The following is a 17611-nucleotide window of genomic DNA, read 5'->3' as shown; positions in this document are numbered from 1 at the left end:
GTGGACGAGAAGCCGTGGGCGAGAAGCCGCAGGCGAGCACGTGGTAGGGATGCGAACAACGTGGTGTGGTCGGGTACATGGGTCGCCGAGCGGCTCGGGGTCGAGCTGGTCGGCGACGAGAAGCTGACGGGACTCCTGGGGCTTGCGCTGCGCCGCAACCCGAAGCGGGCACATCTGCTCGTGTCCAACGTCCTCGGCAAGCACGTCCCCCAACTCCCTTCGGTGGTGCGGCGCAGCGGGTACGAACTCGGGGAGCGGGTCCGCGCCCTGCTCGGGGACGAGTCGGCACAGCGCTCCGTGGTACTCGGCTATGCGGAGACGGCCACCGGACTCGGGCATTCCGTCGCCGACGGCCTCGCGCTCGCGCCGTATCTGCACTCCACCCGGCGGCCCGTGGCGGGTGTGGAGCGCGCGGGCGGCTTCGAGGAATCCCACTCGCACGCGACCTCGCATCTGCTGCTTCCCGAGGACCCGGAGCTGCTCGCCGGTGACGGCCCCCTCGTCCTGGTCGACGACGAGTTCTCCACCGGCAACACCGTCCTGAACACCATCAGGGCCCTGCACGAGCGCTATCCGCGGCAGCGGTACGTCATCGTCGCCCTGGTCGACATGCGCTCGCCGGAGGACCGGGGCCGCCTCGACGACTTCGCCCACGAGATCGGCGCCCGGGTCGATCTGGTGACCTCGGCGTCCGGGACAGTGCGGCTGCCGGAGGGCGTCCTGGAGAAGGGGCAGGCGCTCGTCGCGCGGTACGAGGAGGAGGCTGTGCGGCGCGGGGAGGAGGCTGTGCGGCGCGGGGAGGAGACTGTGCGGCGCGGGGAGGAGGCTGTGCGGCGCGGGGAGGAGACTGCGCGGCACGGAGAGGAAGCTGTGCGGCGCGGGGAGGAGACTGCGCGGCACGGAGAGGGGGGTGCGCGGAGCGGAGGAGGCGCTGCCGTTCTGCCCGCGCCGCGCTCCGGGCCGCTCCGCGACGGTGCGGTGACGCGGGTCGAACTCGGCTGGCCCGCGGGGCTGCCCGACGGCGGACGGCATGGCTTCACCGCCGCCCACCGCGACGTCCTCGAAGGTGCGCTGCCGGGCATGGGCGCTCGCCTGGCCGAGGCCCTCGGCGGCGCTGAGGCCGACGGCGCGGCAGCGGTCGGTGACGCAGCGGTCGGTGACGCAGCGGTCGGTGACGCAGCTGCAGTCGGCGCCGGCCGTGTCCTGGTGCTCGGCTTCGAGGAGCTGATGTACGCCCCGCTGCGGCTCGCCGGTGTGCTGGAGGAGCGGGGCGTCGACGTGGCGTACTCGACGACCACACGGTCGCCCGTGCTCGCCGTGGACGACCCCGGGTACGCCATCCGGACCCGTCTCGCCTTCCCCGCGCACGACGCTCCCGCCGACGGCCCGGGCACCCGGTATGCGTACAACGTCGCGGGCGGTGGCTTCGACGCGGTCGTTCTGGTCGTCGACTCCACCGCGGACACCCCCGAACTGCACGCCCCCGGCGGGTTGTTGGAACAGCTGACCGCCCACGCCGGGCGTGTGCTGCTCGCCGTGGTCCCGTCGTACGTCCCCTCGCCCGGCGTCCCCTCTCCGGGCACCGTCCCGTCGCAGGACATCCCTGCGCAGGGCGCCCCCGAAAGGCCCGAAAGGTCCCGCATGCTGCCCGAGCCCCTCCGTGGCCCCTCCTTCTCCTCCTACGCGTCGGACGAGGTGGGCTGGCTGCTCCAGGACCTTTCGGAGGTCCGCCTCGAGGCTCCGACGGAGGAGCGCGAGGAGGCGATCCAGAGCGGCGGCGCGCACTACGCCGAGTCGCTGCCGGTCGAGTACCAGCCGAACGAGCAGTACCAGGAGCTGTTCAAGGCGGCCCTGGAGACATCCGCCGACCGGATCGCGCAGGCGGTGGGCGTCGTGACGGAGACGGTCCTGGCCGAGCGGTCACGGCCTTCCGGGCGCCCCGTACTCGTGTCGCTCGCCCGCGCGGGCACGCCCGTGGGCGTCCTGATGCGCCGCTGGGCCAAGGAGCGGCACGGGATCGAGCTGCCGCACTACGCGGTGTCGATCGTGCGCGGCCGGGGCATCGACGCGAACGCCCTGCGCTGGCTCGCCGACCACCACGACCCCGCTGATGTGGTCTTCGTCGACGGCTGGACCGGCAAGGGCGCCATCACCCGTGAACTGGCCCAGGCGGTCGAGAAGTTCGAGGCGGACGGCGGCAGCGCGGGCTTCGACCCGGAGATCGCCGTCCTCGCCGACCCCGGCTCGTGCGTGCGCACCTACGGCACCCGCGAGGACTTCCTCATCCCCTCCGCCTGCCTCAACTCCACGGTGTCGGGCCTGATATCGCGCACCGTGCTCCGCGCCGACCTGGTGGGCCCGGATGACTTCCACGGCGCGAAGTTCTACCGCGAACTCGCGGGCGCCGATGTCTCCGCAGACTTCCTCGACGCGGTCACCGCCCGCTTCGACGCGGTCGCCGATGCGGTGGACGCCCAGGTCAAGGAGGTGCTCTCGGCAGATCGCGCCCCCACCTGGGAGGGCTGGGCCGCGGTCGAGCGGATCAGCGAGGAGTACGGCATCCACGATGTGAACCTCGTCAAGCCGGGGGTCGGCGAGACCACCCGCGTGCTGTTGCGCCGGGTCCCGTGGAAGATCCTCGCCCGGCGTGGCGCGGGTGCCGACCTCGCCCATGTGCGGCTCCTCGCCGAGCAGCGCGGCGTACCGGTGGAGGAAGTGGACGAACTGCCCTACACCTGCGTCGGGTTGATCCACCCGAAGTACACCCGCGGTGCCACCGGCGCCGACGGCAGGGCGGTGGCCGCCAAGTGAGCACGCCTTCTCCGGCCACATCTTCGGCCACTTCCCCGGCCACATCTCCGGCCACTCTGGTCGCCAGCGATCTCGACCGCACGCTCATCTACTCGGCGGCGGCACTGCAGCTGCAGCTGCCCGACGCCGAGGCGCCCCGCCTCCTCTGCGTCGAGGTGTACGAGAGCAAGCCGCTGTCGTATCTGACGGAGAGCGCCGCCGGGCTCCTCGCCGACCTGGCCCGCCGCACCGTCTTCGTGCCGACCACCACACGCACCCGCGAGCAGTACTTCCGTATCCATCTCCCGGGCCCCGAACCGCGGTTCGCGATCTGTGCCAACGGCGGCCATCTCCTGGTCGACGGCGTCTCCGACCCCGACTGGCAGCGACAGGTCGCGGCGCGCCTGGCTGATGAGTGCGCCTCGCTCGACGAGGTGCGCGCCCATCTGCTGCGTACCGCGGACGAGTCCTGGCTCCTGAAGGAGCGGATCGCCGAGGATCTCTTCGCGTATCTCGTGGTGGAGCGCGCCCTGCTTCCCGACGGCTGGGTCAAGGAACTCGGCGAGTGGGCGCAGGCGCGCGGCTGGACGGTGTCCCTGCAGGGCCGCAAGATCTACGCCGTGCCGAAGCCGCTCACCAAGAGCGCCGCCGTGCGGGAGGTGGCCCGTCGCGCCGGTACCGAACTCACCCTCGCCGCCGGGGACTCACTCCTCGACGCCGATCTGCTCCTGGCCGCCGACCGCGCCTGGCGCCCCGGTCACGGAGAGCTGGCGGACACCGGCTGGACGGCCGGGAACCTCACCGCTCTTCCGCGGCGGGGAGTGGCCGCGGGGGAGGAGATCCTTCGGGAGTTCCTGCGCGCCGCCGGTCACGGCCAGGCCGCCTGAGAACGCGTATCGCCACGAAGAGCAGCACCGCCGCGGCCGCGGCGCCGAGTACCAGCGTCGAGTACGTGGAGACGTAGCCGGCCACCTGCTCCCAGTTCTCGCCCAGGAGGTAGCCGGCCAGGACGAACACGGTGTTCCACAGCGCGCTGCCGAGCGTGGTGAGCCAGAGGAAGGTCGGCAGCGGCATCCGCTCGATCCCCGCGGGCACGGAGATCAGGCTGCGGAAGACCGGGATCATCCGGCCGAAGAACACGGCCTTGGTCCCGTGCCGCGTGAACCAGGCCTCCGTCCTTTCGATGTCCCGTACCTTCACCAGCGGGATCCGGGACGCGATGCCGATCGTGCGGTCACGCCCGAGCAGCGCGCCCACGCCGTACAGCGCGAGCGCACCGACGACGGAACCCGCGGTCGTACACGCGAGGGCGGCCGCGAGATTCATCTGCCCCGTGCTCGACGCGAACCCCGCGAGCGGCAGGATCACCTCGCTCGGCAGCGGCGGGAAGAGATTCTCCAGTGCGACGGCGAGCCCGGCGCCGGGCGCCCCGAGGGTGTCCATGAGGCCGTTGACCCAGCCCGGTGCGGTGCTCTCGATCATGCCGACAACAGTAGAAAACCCAAGCTGAAGCCCAGCTGAAGCCCGGCTGCAGGAAGATGAGGGCGGCTGGAGCCAGTTGGCGCCAGTGGAACCGGCTGAAGCCGGACCGAGGTCCGAGGTCCGAGGAGATCCGTATGGCCAAGGGGAACAGCACACCGCTGACCGACGAGCTCTACTCCTACATGATCGGGCACAATCCGCCGCTCGACCCGGTGCAGCGCATGCTCGTCGAGATCACCCACACCCGGCTCCCGCTGTACGCGGGCAAGCAGGTCGCCGAGGAGCAGGGGCCGCTGCTCGCCTTCTTGGTACGGCTGACGGGGGCGCGGCGGATCGTGGAGGTCGGCACGTTCACCGGGCTCTCCGCGCTGTCCATGGCGCAGGCGCTCCCGGCCGATGGCACGCTGCTCACCTGCGACATCTCGGAGGAGTGGACGGAGCCCGCGCGTGCGGCATGGGAGCGGGCGGGGGTCGCCGACCGGATCGAGCTGCGGATCGCGCCCGCGCTCGAGACGCTGAGCGGTCTGCCGCAGGAGCCCTCCATCGATATGGCGTTCATCGACGCCGACAAGGACAACTACCTCGGATACTGGGAGGAGTTGGTGCCCAGGATGCGGCAGGGCGGCCTGCTCGTCGTGGACAACGTGTTTCTGCACGGCAGTGTCACCGACGCGGAGGCGACCGGACTCGCGGTGTCGATCAGGGAGTTCAACGAGCGGGTGAAGGCGGACGAGCGCGTGGAGAGCGTGATGCTGGCGGTGGCCGACGGCCTCACGCTGGCCCGTAGGCGCTGAAACCCTGGGTCTGGATCCCTGGGTCTGTTCCTGCCCTGCTGCTCAGTCCTGTCCTGTTCCTGACGGTGGCCGTCAGCCGCAGCAGCCGCCGCCGCAGCAGCCGCCGCCGGACGCCGGTGCGGGGGCGGGACCCGGGGCGGCGGAGCCGCCGACCGCCACGGTGGAGAGAAGCTTCACGGTGTCCTCGTGCCCGGCGGGACAGGACGCGGGGGCGGACGACTCGGCCATGGGGCGGCTGAGCTCGAAGGTGTCACCACAGGTCCGGCAGCGGAATTCATAACGAGGCATGAGCACAGATTAGCGGGGCGTGCGGGGGCCGAGGAGGGGCGTGCGGGGGGCCGAGGAGGGGCGAGCGGGGCAGTAGGGGTGGCCGGACGGGCAGGCCTCCGGGCCGGGACGCCGCCGCATCCCGGCCCGGAGGGGCTTGTCGGTGCCCTGTCGGGGCGCAGTCGTCAGCGGACCACCGTCCCGGGTGCCGCGCCGAGGAGGCTCAGTTCGGTGCGGGTGGGGGCGCCCTCCCAGTCGCCGTGGGAGGCGACGGCGAAGGCTCCGGTGGTGACCGCGCGGTCGAGGCGGCCCGCGGCGTCCTCGCCGTCGAGGAGCGCGGAGAGATAGCCGGAGACGAAGGCGTCACCGGCGCCCACCGCGTCCACGGCGTTCACCGGGCGGGCCGGGGCGTGCAGCGACCCCTCGGCGGTGTGCACCGTGGCGCCGTCCGCGCCGAGCTTGACCACGACCTCTCCGACCCCGAGGCCGAGGAGCAGCTTGGCCTGCTGGGCCAGGTCACGCGGGGCGTCGTCGGGCAGACACAGCGGCAGTTCGTCGTCGGAGGCGATGAGGAGGTCGACGTACGGCATCCACTCGCGCATGACCGCGGCCGCGTCCTCGTAACTCCACAGGCGGGAGCGGAAGTTGACGTCCAGGCAGACGAGCGTCGAGTGCTCACGGGCGAGCCGCAGGGCACGTCGTGCCGCACACAGGGCGGAGGGGCCGAGTGCGGGGGTGATACCGGTCAGATGCAGCAGGCGCGGCGGTTTGGCGAGGAAGGCCCGCTCGACCGCGCAGGCCTTGATCCGTGAACCGGCGGAGCCCGCGCGGTAGTAGTGCACCCGCGTGACCTCGGGCAGCCGCGGCTCGAACAGGATCAGGCCGGTGGGCGCCTCGGCGTCACGGGAGGCGCCGCCGACGTCGACACCCTCGGCGCGCAGGGTACGCAGGACCAGTTCACCGGCCTCGTCGGCGCCGACCGCGCCGGCCCAGCGGACCGGGTGGCCGAGCCGGGCGAGCCCGATGGCGACATTGGACTCCGCGCCCGCCACGGACACGTCCATCGAACCGCCGAGCTTCAGCGCTCCGCTGCCGCGCAGGGCCATCATCGTCTCGCCGAAGGTGAAGACGGTGCTGGTGCTGGTGCTGGTGCCGGTGCCGGTGTTGGCGCTGGTGCCGGTGTTCGTGCTCGTGCCGGTGCCGCCGGTGACCGGGCTGCTGCTCTCGCTCACGAGCACACCGCCTTGAACTCGGCGGCGCGGCGGCGCAGTCCGGACAGGTCGCCGCCGTCCGCGGCGTCGCCGACCAGGGGTGAGCCGACGCCGACCGCCACCGCACCGAGCCGCAGATACTCGGCGGCCTCCGCGGTGCCGACTCCGCCGACGGGAACGAAGGGCAGATCGGGGAAGGGGGCGCGCAGTGCCTTCAGATAGGAGGGCCCGCCCATGGCCGAGGCCGGGAAGACCTTGAGCGCGGTGGCTTCGGCCGCGGTGGCCTCGCAGACCTCGCTGGGCGTCAGGACACCGGCGAGCACCGGAAGCCCCTGCCGTACGGAGGCGCGGAAGCCGGGGCCGAGCCCGGGGGTCACGATCAGGTTCGCCCCTGCCTCGGAGGCGCGCTGGGCGTCCTCTTCCGTGACGACGGTGCCGGCGCCGAGCCAGTCGCCGTCGCCGAGTTCGGCCCTCGCCCGCTCGATGACCTTGAGGGCGCCGGCGCTGCTCAGCGAGACCTCCACCAGCGGAATACCGGCCTCCAGCAAGGCCATGACGGTCCTGAAGGATGCCTCTGCGTCCGTGCCGCGGATGATCGCGACCAGTCGCTCCGCTCGCAGGGCGGTGCTGAAGTCCATGTTCGGTCGTTCCTCTTCGAGAATGTTCGTTCGAGAATGTTCGGCTGCGTCAAGTCTTCTTGCCCGTCAGGGCGGTTCCATGGAGGCCGGCTCACCACTCGGCGAACGAGCAGTCCTCGTACCGCCACACCGGATTGCGCCAGGCGTGCCCGGACTTGTCGGCCGCCCGCACCGCCGCCTCGTCCACTTCAACACCGAGGCCGGGCCGTTCGGTCCTGATCAGGTGTCCGGAGTGGAAGCGGAAGGGCTCGGGATCGGCGACGTAGTCGAGGAGTTCGGCGCCCTGGTTGTAGTGGATGCCGATGGACTGTTCCTGGATCAGGAAGTTCGGCGTGGTGAACGCCACCTGCAGGCTCGCGGCGAGGGCGACCGGTCCGAGCGGGCAGTGCGGGGCGATCTGCGCCCCGTAGATCTCGGCGAGCGAGGCGATACGGCGCAGCTCGGAGATGCCGCCCGCATGCGAGATATCGGGCTGCAGAATCGCGACGCCGGCTTCCAGGGGAGCCAGGAACTCACGGCGGGTGAAAAGACGTTCACCGAGTGCGATCGGAATGTTGGAGGCGTTCACCAGGTCGGGCACGGCGTGCATGTAGTCGGAGAGCACCGGCTCCTCGACGAACATCGGGGCGTACTCGGCGAGCAGCGGAAGGAGCCGGCGTGCGTTGGCGGGGGAGACACGGCCGTGGAAGTCGAGCCCGAAGTCCCGGTCGTCACCGAGGACTTCACGGGCGGTCTCGGCGCGGGCCAGGCAGTCCTTGACCTCGGCGCGGCTGGCGAGGGGCGTCATCTTGCCGCTGCCGTTCATCTTGACCGCGGTGAAGCCGGCCTCGATCTGCCGGGTGAGCGCGTCCCGGATCTCGCCCGGCTCGTCGCCGCCGACCCAGGCGTAGGCACGGATCTTCGCCCGGACGGGGCCGCCGAGCAGCTGGTGCACGGGCTTGCCGTAGGCCTTGCCCTTGATGTCCCACAGGGCCTGGTCCAGGCCCGCGACCGCCGAGGAGAGCACGGGCCCGCCGCGGTAGAAGCCGCCCTTGGTCATGACCTGCCAGTGGTCCTCGATCCGCATCGGGTCCTGGCCGACCAGATACTCGGAGAGTACGTCGACGGCGGCGCGCACCGGCTCGGCCCGCCCCTCCACGACGGGCTCGCCCCAGCCGACGACGCCCTCGTCGGTCTCCACGCGGACGAACATCCAGCGCGGTGGGGCGAGGAACGTCTCGATGCGCGTGATCCTCATGGCGGTCTTCCTTTCCGGGGCGGGAATTGGGGTGGGGGAGGGAGGGCGGCAGGAGTAAGGGACGGGCGCGGCTCAGGGGTGGCCGTGGCTCAGGGGCGGCCGTGGCTCAGGGGTGGCCGTGGCTCAGGGGTGGTCGCGCATCGCCATGTCGAGGAGTTCGAGCATGGCGTGATAGGCGCCGTCCGGGTCCCCGTCGCGTACGCGTTCCACGACCGTGGTGTGCACCGGCAGCGGATCGTCGTGCGTGCCCGCGTGCACATGGCGGTCGCGTGCCACGAGCGCCGGGATGATCACCCGTCGCATCTGGGCGAAGAAGCGGTTGCCGGACGCGCTGAGCAGCGCGGTGTGGAAGGAGGCGTCGGCGCGCACGGCCAGGACGGGGTCCTTGTCGTACGCGGCCATCGCGGCCAGGGCCGCGTCGAGTGCGGCCAGATCCTCGTCCGTGCGGTGCTCGGCGGCGAGTGCGGCGGCCGCGGGTTCGATGGAGCGGCGCAGTTCGAGCAGATCGGCGAAGAAGTCGTTGGGGGCACCGGCCGCGAGCTTCCAGCGCAGCACATCGGTGTCCAGGAGGTTCCAGTCGTCGCGCGGGCGGACGAAGGTGCCGCGCTTCTGGCGGGCGTCGAGCAGCCCCTTGGTGGTCAGCACCTTGATCGCTTCGCGGAGCACGGTCTGGCTGACGTCCAGGTCGGCCATCAGCTGCGGCAGATCGAGGGTGTCCCCCTCCTCGTAGGTGCCGTCGAAGATGCGCAGGGCGAGGGCCTCGACGGCGACCTTGTGCACGCCTCGGCCCACGTAGGAGGCGTTGTAGGACGCGTGGTCGGCACCCGGCGTCCCGCTTGCTGCGGTGCGCGATCCAGGTGTCATTTCCGGGCTCCTTCGGGTCGTCTGCTGTCTGCGGTGGCCGCGGTGGGCCGCGAGGGGCGCGGCTGTCTGCGGTTGGGTAAAGACTTGCACAAGTCATGCTTATTTATCAATTATTGTGGACATCGGCGGAGCTCCCCATCCGTCGTAGAACCACCCGTTCCGGAGGACCCCCATGTCCATCAGCCAGGGCCAGGCCGCAAAGACGCCGCCGAGCAGCCCAGCGCCCAGCGCCCCCGAGCCCCGCCCCGCGCCGAGTGGCGCCCGCAAGAGCCGCGTCGGCCGCTACCGCTTCGCGATCCTCGCCGTGCTCTTCGTGTCCACCGCGATCAACTACCTGGACCGCAGCGTCCTTTCGATCGTGGCGCCGGACATCAGCAGGGACCTCGGTATCTCGCCCGAGATGATGGGCTGGCTGTTCTCCGGCTTCGCATGGACCTACGCCCTGGCACAGATACCCGGCGGGCGGCTCGTCGACCGCTTCGGCCCTCGCGTCGTCTACGCCTGCGCGCTGGTCGCCTGGTCCGCGATGACCGCACTCGGCTCGCTCGCCAAGGGCTTCGGCTTTCTCTTCGGTACCCGCCTCGGCCTCGGCCTGTTCGAGGCCCCGGCCTTCCCCTGTAACGGCCGGATCGCCGCTTCGTGGTTCCCCCGCGGTGAGCGCGGCCGCGCCGTCGCCGTCTACACCTCCGGCCAGTTCATCGGCCTCGGCGTCGCCTTCCCGCTGATCGCGTGGATGGCCGCGGCGCTCGGCTGGCGCCATGTCTTCTGGGTGCTCGGCGGTGTCGGTATCGCCTGGGCGCTGATCTGGATGAAGGTCATCCGCAACCGCCCCGCCGAGCACGCCAAGGTCGGAGAGCCGGAGCTGGAGCACATCCTGCAGGGCGAGCCGGCCCGCTCGGCCGACGAGGGCGGCGAGATCACGACCGCGGCGGCCGACGACAAGGGCGCCTTCAAGCGGGACATGAAGTTCCTGCTGCGCCAGCGCCGTATCTGGGGCGTGTTCCTCGGGCAGTTCGCCATCGCCTCGACGCTGTACTTCTTCCTGACCTGGTTCCCGACGTATCTGGCCAATGAGCGTGGACTCACTCTGGACAAGGGCGGGTTGAGCGGTGCGCTGCCGTTTGTCGCGGCCCTGGTCGGTGTGCTCTGCGGCGGCAGCTGGTCGGACTGGATGGTCAAGCGCGGTATCTCCGCGAACATCGCGCGTAAGGCCCCGATCGTCACCGGTCTCGGGCTGGCCGGAGTGATCGTCGCCGCCAACTACGTCACCTCGAACGCCGCCATGATCGCGATCATGTGCGTCGCCTTCTTCGCCAACGGCCTGGCGTCCTTCTCCTGGGTCCTCGTCACGGAGATCGCCCCCGAGCGCATGCTCGGCGTGGCCGGCGGCTGCTTCAACGTCTTCGGCAACCTCGCCGGCATCGTCGTCCCCGTGGTCATCGGCTACCTCGTGGGCGGCAGCGGCTCCTTCACCCTGCCGCTGATGCTGATCGCCGGCATCACGGTCGGCGGAGCGCTGTCCTTCCTGTTCCTGGTGGACAAGGTGGAGCGGATCGAGGCCTAGCGCCCTCCTGAGGCACTGAGGGCCCGCTGCTCCCGAGCCGCCTGCTCGGGGTGGCGGGCCTTCCAGTACGGGTTGTCGTGCGGCAGTGCGCTGCCGACCCGGCCGTACATGCCGAAGAACATCAGAAGCACGCCGACGACAAAGCTGAACAGCACGTTCTGGATGCGGAAGGCGAGGAAGTTGAAGCTCGTCTCCAGCAGCGCCATGTTCACGAACCCGCTGAGGATGAAGGCGATGCCCAGGACCATGTTGAGCGTCGAGGCGAAGTTGCCGCCGATCACCATGCCCACGAAGAGCAGCAGCCCGACGCAGATGGAGAGCACGCTCAGCGCACCGTTGGTGCTGAGGCCCGCGACCGTGTCACCGCGGGTGTCGAGAAAGCCGACCTTGTCGATCAGGCCGAGGATCCCGAAGGCGAGCAGCACGAGGCCCATGAGGCCCGCGCCGACCCGGTAGACCTGGCTGAGGCGGTGGTCGACGGGCAGATGCTCATCGAGCCTGATGCGCCGCTTCGCCCCAGGGGGCTTGGTGGACCCGGTGGACCGGCCGGACCCGGTGGGCATTACATGCGTGGCCATGTCCGCCTCCCTGTCGCTCGCGGAGGCCGTACGCAGACGACGTATCGCCGGGCCGTCGCCGGGGCCGTCCGTATCCGTGGACGCCGTATCGCCGGTCCGTCGCCGGGCCGTCCTCCGCTGTGGACGACCTATCGCCTGCGTATCTCCAGGATCCGCCCGCGAGGCCCCCGCTGTCACCTCGGGCGGGCGTCCACTCGGCGGGACGGCGGGACGGCGGGACGGCGGGGCTGCGGGTCACGACCCGCGACGCGCGACCCGCGACCCGCGACCCGCGCGAGGCGTAGGCACCGCCGAGGCCTACGCCCCGCCGCCCCGCTCCTCCCTGATCTGCGTCACCACGCGGGCCGCGGCGCCGCGTACCGCCTCGGTCTCGGTCAGGAAGTGCCAGTAGTCGGGGTGGCGGCCCTCGAGCGAGGCGAGGGCGCGGTCCAGGCGGGCGACCGCGTCGTCGAGAGGGCGGGCGTGCCGCGGATCGGGCGTGTGGCGCCCGGCCATGGCGAGGCGCTGGGCGTCGCGGATCACAAAGCGGGTGCGGTCCACTTCCTGCTGCGGATTCTTGGCCACGGCGTTGAGGCGCTGCAGCCGGTCGCCGGCGGCGGAGACCGCCTCGTCGGTGGAGTTGAGCAGGGCGCGCACGGTGCTCAGGAGCGAGGTGGCGTCCGGCCAGCGCTGCTCGTCGCGGGCCTTGCGGGCCTCGGCGAGCTTGAGTTCGGCCTGCTTGACCGCGTCCGCGGCCTGTTCGGGCACGCGCTGCAGATCCTGCCAGCAGGCCACCGTGAACCGCCGCCGCAGTTCGCTCAGTACCGGCTCGACCTGCGCGGTCCTGGTGGTCAGGGCCTGGGCGCGGGTGCGCAGGGACACCAGGCGGCGATCGGTCTCGGCGGCCCGCTCGGGCAGCCGCTCGGCCTCGGCCCGTACCGCTTCGGCGTCCCGCAGGACGCGGTCGGCGCGCTGCAGCGTCTCCGGTACGCCATGACGGCCGGCGCCCTGATTGAGCTTGGTCAGCTCGGGGGCGAGCGCGGCGAGCCGGGCGGCGAGGTCGTCCGCCCGCAGACCGGAGCCCCGCACCGCATCGAGAGCGGTGCTCGCGGAGAGCAGCGCCTGCCGGGCCCGTTCGACGGCCGGCGCGAGCCGGGCCAGCTGTGTCTCGGCCTTGTCGAGCAGCGGGCCGAGGCTCTGCCCGAAGCGGTCGAGCTCCTGCTTGACCCGGGCCAACTCGTCCTTCGCGCCGGTCAGTTCGGACCTCGCCCGGTCCGCGACCGAGGCCTCCAGATCGTCCCGGTCCAGGTCATGGGCGTCGACCGCGGTGATGTAACGGTGGCTGACCTCGTCGATCCGCAGACCGAACGCCTCGAAGTCGGCGGCGGCGCGGCGGGCCGCGGGGGAGTCGTCGACCGCGGTGATGGTCTCTATGGAGATCCGCAGATCACGCTGCGCGGTGTCGAGATCGTAGAAGGCCGCGGCGGCGGCGTCCTTGGCGGCCTGCGCGTCGGCCCGCGCGCTCTCGCCGCGCCCGCCGAACCAGCGCCGGGTGCCACCGCCGGCGAACGCCGCGGGCAGTACGGCCGCGAGCAGCGGCAACGGCAGCAGCACCAGACCGAGGACATCGCGCAACGCGCTTGCCCGGCGGGGGTGCCCGGCTCTTCCGCGGGGGCGTACCCGACGGCAGTGACATGCGACATGCTGCGTGTACGGCTGCGTCGGTGTCGCCGTCACATCCCACTCCCGTGCTGTCATCCGCCCTGCCCGGTGCCATTGTCCCACCGGTTGAAGACGAACACACGGGCCGTTTAGTTCGCGCTTACGCAGACATAGGGGTGGCCCCTTCCCGCGATGGGTGCCCCCGATGGGTGCCCCCTCACACGGTCACGAGCCGGCGCTCCGCACCCGCACACTCCCGTCATCGCTGTGCGCGGTGACCGCGTTGGCGCTGTGTTCGTCACGCGGCACACCGACGTCCACGGAGCCGTCGTTCGAATCGGCCGTCACTTTGTACCCGGCAGAGGCGTCCGGCAGGTCGATCAGGACCGAGCCGTCCCGGCTGACCGCCTCGACCCGGTCGGGCACCGAGGTGAGGCCGAGCCGCACCCGGCCGTCGTCGGAACGGGCCTCGATCTCCTTGGACGCGACGCCACGCGCCTCGACCGCGCCGTCCTTGCTGCCCAGGTCGAGCGGCCCGGAGGTGTCCTCGACGGTCACCCGGCCGTCATCGGAATGGATCTTCAAGGCGGTACGGAAGCCGCTCGCCGTCACCCGTCCGTCCTCGGTGGACACCCGCACGGCCACGTCGCGCGGCACTTCGATCTTGTGCCGGGCGGCGCAGTCACTGACGAACCCGTCGCATCGGACCCGCAGCCGCAGGGTGTCGTCCCCGCTCATGCTCCAGGTGACCTCGGGATCCTCGCCGAGCACCGTCTGCCCCTTGAACCAGCGGGTGACCCGGACACGGTCGACGTCCGCGGCCACCACGTCGAGGGCGGAGTCGTCCGAGTCGACGGTCAACGTCCGCCCCTGCAGGGCGAAGGACCGCTGCTCCGGGTCGTCGTCCTCCCCGGCGCTCGCGCCGCACCCGCCCACGAACACGGTGAGGGCGACGACCCCGCCCACGGCAATCAACGCGCGACGGCGTCGAGTACGCGGTACGGGACGCGATACGGGACGTCGTGCGGGAGTTGCGGTGCGGGCGGTCACGACGGGCTCCCCCGGGGCGGTTCGGCTGCTGTGCCGAGTTCTCCACGACCGTATGGATCCGTGTACGCCCAGGGCATCCGGGCGGCCACCGGATCCGCGGTGGGGATAACCCCCGGGACACCCCCACCCCGGCCGCCCATACAGGTTTGCGAGGCAGTGCCCCCGGCAGGGTAGGCTGTCCGGGCATTCACGGGCGCGTAGCTCAGGGGTAGAGCGTCGCCCTTACAAGGCGAATGTCGGCGGTTCGAAACCGTCCGCGCCCACTAGGCCTGGACAGCAGGTCAGCGTAGTGATTCGGCCCCTCGGAGTGATCTTCGAGGGGCCGTCTTCATGCCCGGAGTCCACATAGAGTCCACAATCCCCAGTGATCTTGCTTCGAGCGCCTTGATTGAGAGGCCGACCTCTGGGGCATCACGCACCTGGAGTGCTCGACGGGACGAGGGTGGCGCGGCTCCCCTTGCGCGCCGGACACAGGCTCGTCGTCACCTGCGGTGTCCGGGCGGGTGCTTGGAGGTCCTTGACGACGTCGACGACCGCGCGCTGGAGTCGCCGCCCGGCTTCTTCCAGAGCCCCGCAAGGCGAAGGTCGGCGGTTCGGAACCGTCCGCGCCCACCAGGCCTGCGAAGCGGGGCGGGGCGGGGTGGCCCAGTGAAACGGCCCTCCGGGGTGATCTCCGGAGGGCCGTTCTCGTGTCCGGGGGCTGTGTGGGGCCCTCGGTCTCTTCAGGGGCAGGGGTCAGAGGCTTACCCCGAGGTCGGCGAGCAGGTCGAAGTCCACGGCCACGTCCGCTTCCGTGTCGACGTTGATGCCCGCGGTGTTCGTCTTGGTCGGGCCCTCCGGGCCGCCGGTGGTGGACGTGCTTGATGCTCCGGCGTCAAGGAGGCCGCCGATGTTGATGCCTGCCTGGTTCCTGGACTTGACGAGGGGGCCGTCGTCGGCGGCTGCGGCCGGGGCGCCGAAGAGGATGAGCGCGGCGGCAACAGCTCCGGCTGCGGCGGCAATTCGGGGACGCATCATGACGAACTCCTTGGTGCTGGGGACTGTGCAACGGGCATGTCCATCACCAGGAGTGAGGTAACGCAGAGTCACCCGTATGGCTTCCGTGATCACCGAAATGGCCTCGTGGTCGCCGCTGCCCTCATGGTCGTGGGCCACGCGGCGTGACGGATGCCTCTTTTGCAACTTGTTGCACAATGAGGTTGGGGTGGGCTACAACAAACGGGACGACAACGAACGGGACGACGCCCGTGCCAGGAGGCCCCCCGATGAGCCAGAGCCAGAGCCAGAGCCGGCGCACGAGCCCGAGCTCAAGCTCAAGTCCGTATCCGCGGCTGATGAGCCCGCTCGATCTGGGCTTCACCACGCTGCCCAACCGCGTGATCATGGGGTCGATGCATATCGGGCTCGAAGAGGCCGAGCGCGGCTTCGAGCGGATGGCGGCCTTCTACGCGGAGCGGGCCCGTGGCGGTGCCGGGCTGATCGTCACCGGCGGTATCGCGCCCAACGAGGAGGGGCGGCCCTGGGAGGGCGGCGCCAAGCTCACCACTTCGGACGAGGTCGAGCAGCACCGCGTGGTGACCGACGCGGTGCACCGGGCCGGCGGGCGGATCGCGATGCAGATCCTGCACTTCGGGCGGTACGCCTATCACGAGGGCCTGGTGGCGCCGAGTGCGATCCAGGCGCCGATCAGCCCCTTCGTGCCCAATGAGCTGACCGACGAGCAGGTCGAGCAGACCGTCGAGGACTTCGTGCGGGCCGCCGAGCTCGCCAAGTCCGCCGGGTACGACGGTGTCGAGATCATGGGCTCCGAGGGGTACTTGATCAATGAGTTCATCGCCGCCGCGACCAATCAGCGGACCGACCGCTGGGGTGGCGCCTACGAGAACCGGGTCCGCTTCCCGATCGAGATCGTGCGGCGCACGCGGGAGCGGGTCGGCGACGACTTCATCCTGATCTACCGGCTCTCCATGCTGGACCTGATGCCCGGTGGCTCCACGCTCGACGAAGTCGTGGCGCTCGCCAAGGAGATCGAGGCCGCCGGCGCCACCATCATCAACACCGGTATCGGCTGGCACGAGGCGCGTATCCCCACCATCGCGACCTCGGTGCCGCGCGGTGCGTACGCCTGGGTGACGAAGAAGGTCATGGGCGCGGTGTCCGTGCCGCTCGTGACCAGCAATCGCATCAACACCCCTGAGATCGCCGAGCAGTTGCTCGCCGACGGCCATGCCGATCTGGTCTCCCTCGCCCGGCCCTTCCTCGCCGACCCGGAGTTCGTCGCCAAGGCGGAGCAGGGCCGCGCCGACACCATCAACACCTGCATCGGCTGCAACCAGGCCTGCCTCGACCACACCTTCAATCTGCAGATCACCTCCTGCCTGGTGAATCCGCGTGCCTGCCACGAGACCGAGCTGGTCCTCGAACCCATCACGGAGATACGGCGGCGCAAGCGCATCGCCGTCGTCGGCGCCGGGCCGGCCGGGATGGCCTTCGCCGTCTCCGCCGCCGAACGCGGGCACGGCGTCACGCTCTTCGACGCCGCAGACCAGGTCGGCGGGCAGCTCAACCTGGCGCGCAGGGTCCCCGGCAAGGAGGAGTTCGACGAGACGATCCGCTACTTCCGCACGCAGCTCGAACTGCGGGGCGTGGAGCTGCGGTTGAGCACCCGCGTCGACGCCGGACAGCTGGCCGGCGGGGCGTACGGCGGGACGTACGACGAGGTCGTGCTCGCCACTGGTGTCAGCCCGCGCACCCCCGAGATCCCGGGTGTCGACCACCCGCGGGTGGTCAGCTATATCGAGGTGCTGCAGGGCCGCGCGGACGTGGGGGAGCGGGTCGCGATCGTCGGCGCCGGGGGTATCGGCTTCGATGTCGCGGAGTTCCTCACCGACGGCGGGGAGAAGGCCAGCCTGGACCCGGCGACGTACTTCCGGCAGTGGGGTGTCGACATGGACTACCGGGAGCGCGGCGGTCTGATCGCGCCCGAGCGGCCCGTGCCGCCGCGGCAGGTGCATCTGCTGCAGCGCAAGACCAGCAAGGTCGGCGCCGGTCTCGGCAAGACCACGGGCTGGATCCACCGCACCGAGCTGCGCCACCGCGGCGTGACGATGGTGGCCGGGGTCAGCTACGAGCGGATCGACGACGCGGGTCTGCATATCGGCGTCGACGGCCGCACCGAGCTGCTCGAGGTGGACACGGTGGTGCTGTGCGCCGGACAGGAGCCGCGCCGCGAGCTGTACGACGCGCTGCTCGCCGCCGGGCAGAGCCAGGAGACGGTGCATGTCATCGGGGGCGCGGACGTCGCCGCCGAACTGGACGCGAAGCGGGCGATCAAGCAGGGCACCGAGCTGGCGGCGGCCCTCTGAGCGGGGGCGACCCTCGGGGTGGGGCGGCCCTCGCGGTGGGGGCGGCATCTGGGTGGGGGCGGCCCTCTGAGCGGGCGATCGGACGGGGGCCGGGCCGGGCGATCGGGCGGGGTTCCTGTCGGGCGATCGG

15 protein-coding genes and 1 tRNA gene are annotated in these 17611 nt (G+C 71.2%); 6 read left to right on the top strand and 10 right to left on the bottom strand.

What is annotated here, in order from left to right; all coding sequences use genetic code 11:
- Window positions 1–60 precede the first annotated feature (60 nt).
- Window positions 61–2811: a phosphoribosyltransferase gene (locus tag ACFQVC_RS30625; RefSeq protein WP_381836659.1), complete on the top strand. Its 2751-nt coding sequence runs from the start codon at window positions 61–63 to the stop codon at window positions 2809–2811.
- Window positions 2808–3677: an HAD family hydrolase gene (locus tag ACFQVC_RS30620; RefSeq protein WP_381836657.1), complete on the top strand. Its 870-nt coding sequence runs from the start codon at window positions 2808–2810 to the stop codon at window positions 3675–3677. The genes ACFQVC_RS30625 and ACFQVC_RS30620 overlap by 4 nt, the downstream gene beginning before the upstream one ends.
- On the opposite strand, the gene ACFQVC_RS30615 is transcribed toward ACFQVC_RS30620, so the two are convergent.
- Entirely contained in the window at window positions 3589–4272 is a 684-nt protein-coding gene (locus ACFQVC_RS30615) for a DedA family protein (protein ID WP_381836655.1), read from the bottom strand. The two genes, ACFQVC_RS30620 and ACFQVC_RS30615, sit on opposite strands and share 89 nt — an antisense overlap.
- Window positions 4273–4406: 134 nt before the next feature.
- Between ACFQVC_RS30615 and ACFQVC_RS30610 the strand changes: the two genes are divergently transcribed.
- The gene (locus ACFQVC_RS30610; RefSeq protein WP_381836653.1) at window positions 4407–5066 is read left to right on the top strand and encodes an O-methyltransferase; all 660 of its coding nucleotides are present in this window, start codon (window positions 4407–4409) and stop codon (window positions 5064–5066) included.
- 72 nt (window positions 5067–5138) lie between these two features.
- Here the strand turns inward: ACFQVC_RS30610 and ACFQVC_RS30605 are convergent, their stop codons facing one another.
- The 5 genes from ACFQVC_RS30605 to ACFQVC_RS30585 form a co-directional block, all read right to left on the bottom strand.
- Window positions 5139–5354 carry an FmdB family zinc ribbon protein gene (locus ACFQVC_RS30605; RefSeq protein WP_381836651.1) on the bottom strand — a complete coding sequence of 72 codons (216 nt, stop codon included), beginning with the start codon at window positions 5352–5354 and terminating at the stop codon, window positions 5139–5141.
- A 164-nt stretch (window positions 5355–5518) separates the two neighbouring features.
- Window positions 5519–6565 carry a sugar kinase gene (locus ACFQVC_RS30600; protein ID WP_381836649.1) on the bottom strand — a complete coding sequence of 349 codons (1047 nt, stop codon included), beginning with the start codon at window positions 6563–6565 and terminating at the stop codon, window positions 5519–5521.
- Window positions 6562–7182 carry a bifunctional 4-hydroxy-2-oxoglutarate aldolase/2-dehydro-3-deoxy-phosphogluconate aldolase gene (locus ACFQVC_RS30595; protein WP_381836647.1) on the bottom strand — a complete coding sequence of 207 codons (621 nt, stop codon included), beginning with the start codon at window positions 7180–7182 and terminating at the stop codon, window positions 6562–6564. Before ACFQVC_RS30595 ends, ACFQVC_RS30600 begins: the two co-directional genes overlap by 4 nt.
- 91 nt (window positions 7183–7273) lie before the next feature.
- Window positions 7274–8419, bottom strand: a complete 1146-nt coding sequence (gene dgoD, locus ACFQVC_RS30590; protein WP_381836645.1) for a galactonate dehydratase — start codon at window positions 8417–8419, stop codon at window positions 7274–7276.
- 123 nt (window positions 8420–8542) lie between these two features.
- Window positions 8543–9283, bottom strand: coding sequence for a FadR/GntR family transcriptional regulator (locus ACFQVC_RS30585; protein WP_381836643.1), 741 nt, complete (start codon window positions 9281–9283; stop codon window positions 8543–8545).
- Window positions 9284–9455: 172 nt separating this feature from the next.
- Here ACFQVC_RS30585 and ACFQVC_RS30580 point away from each other — a divergent pair, with 172 nt between their 5' ends.
- Window positions 9456–10847, top strand: a complete 1392-nt coding sequence (locus ACFQVC_RS30580; RefSeq protein ID WP_381836641.1) for an MFS transporter — start codon at window positions 9456–9458, stop codon at window positions 10845–10847.
- Here the strand turns inward: ACFQVC_RS30580 and ACFQVC_RS30575 are convergent.
- The 3 genes from ACFQVC_RS30575 to ACFQVC_RS30565 all read right to left on the bottom strand — a co-directional run bounded on the left by ACFQVC_RS30575 (window position 10844) and on the right by ACFQVC_RS30565 (window position 14116).
- Window positions 10844–11425 carry a DUF4383 domain-containing protein gene (locus ACFQVC_RS30575; protein WP_381836639.1) on the bottom strand — a complete coding sequence of 194 codons (582 nt, stop codon included), beginning with the start codon at window positions 11423–11425 and terminating at the stop codon, window positions 10844–10846. The genes ACFQVC_RS30580 and ACFQVC_RS30575 overlap by 4 nt on opposite strands.
- Window positions 11426–11722: 297 nt before the next feature.
- Window positions 11723–13141 carry a hypothetical protein gene (locus ACFQVC_RS30570; protein ID WP_381836637.1) on the bottom strand — a complete coding sequence of 473 codons (1419 nt, stop codon included), beginning with the start codon at window positions 13139–13141 and terminating at the stop codon, window positions 11723–11725.
- Between the two features lie 150 nt (window positions 13142–13291).
- Complete coding sequence (locus ACFQVC_RS30565; protein WP_381836635.1) at window positions 13292–14116, bottom strand: DUF4097 family beta strand repeat-containing protein; 825 nt, start codon at window positions 14114–14116, stop codon at window positions 13292–13294.
- Between the two features lie 191 nt (window positions 14117–14307).
- Between ACFQVC_RS30565 and ACFQVC_RS30560 the strand changes: the two genes are divergently transcribed.
- Window positions 14308–14379 (top strand) — tRNA-Val (locus ACFQVC_RS30560).
- Window positions 14380–14851: 472 nt separating this feature from the next.
- On the opposite strand, the gene ACFQVC_RS30555 is transcribed toward ACFQVC_RS30560, so the two are convergent.
- Window positions 14852–15133, bottom strand: coding sequence for a hypothetical protein (locus ACFQVC_RS30555; RefSeq protein ID WP_381836633.1), 282 nt, complete (start codon window positions 15131–15133; stop codon window positions 14852–14854).
- Between the two features lie 248 nt (window positions 15134–15381).
- On the opposite strand from ACFQVC_RS30555, the gene ACFQVC_RS30550 reads away from it, so the two are divergent.
- On the top strand, window positions 15382–17481 hold the full coding sequence (locus ACFQVC_RS30550; RefSeq protein WP_381836631.1) for an oxidoreductase: 2100 nt from the start codon (window positions 15382–15384) through the stop codon (window positions 17479–17481).
- Window positions 17482–17611 lie beyond the last annotated feature (130 nt).

It is taken from the genome of Streptomyces monticola (assembly GCF_042665355.1).
Taxonomy (GTDB): Bacteria; Actinomycetota; Actinomycetes; order Streptomycetales; family Streptomycetaceae; genus Streptomyces; species Streptomyces monticola.
The sequence above is the reverse complement of the archived record's forward strand: the minus strand, read 5'-3'. Positions and strand labels throughout refer to the sequence as shown.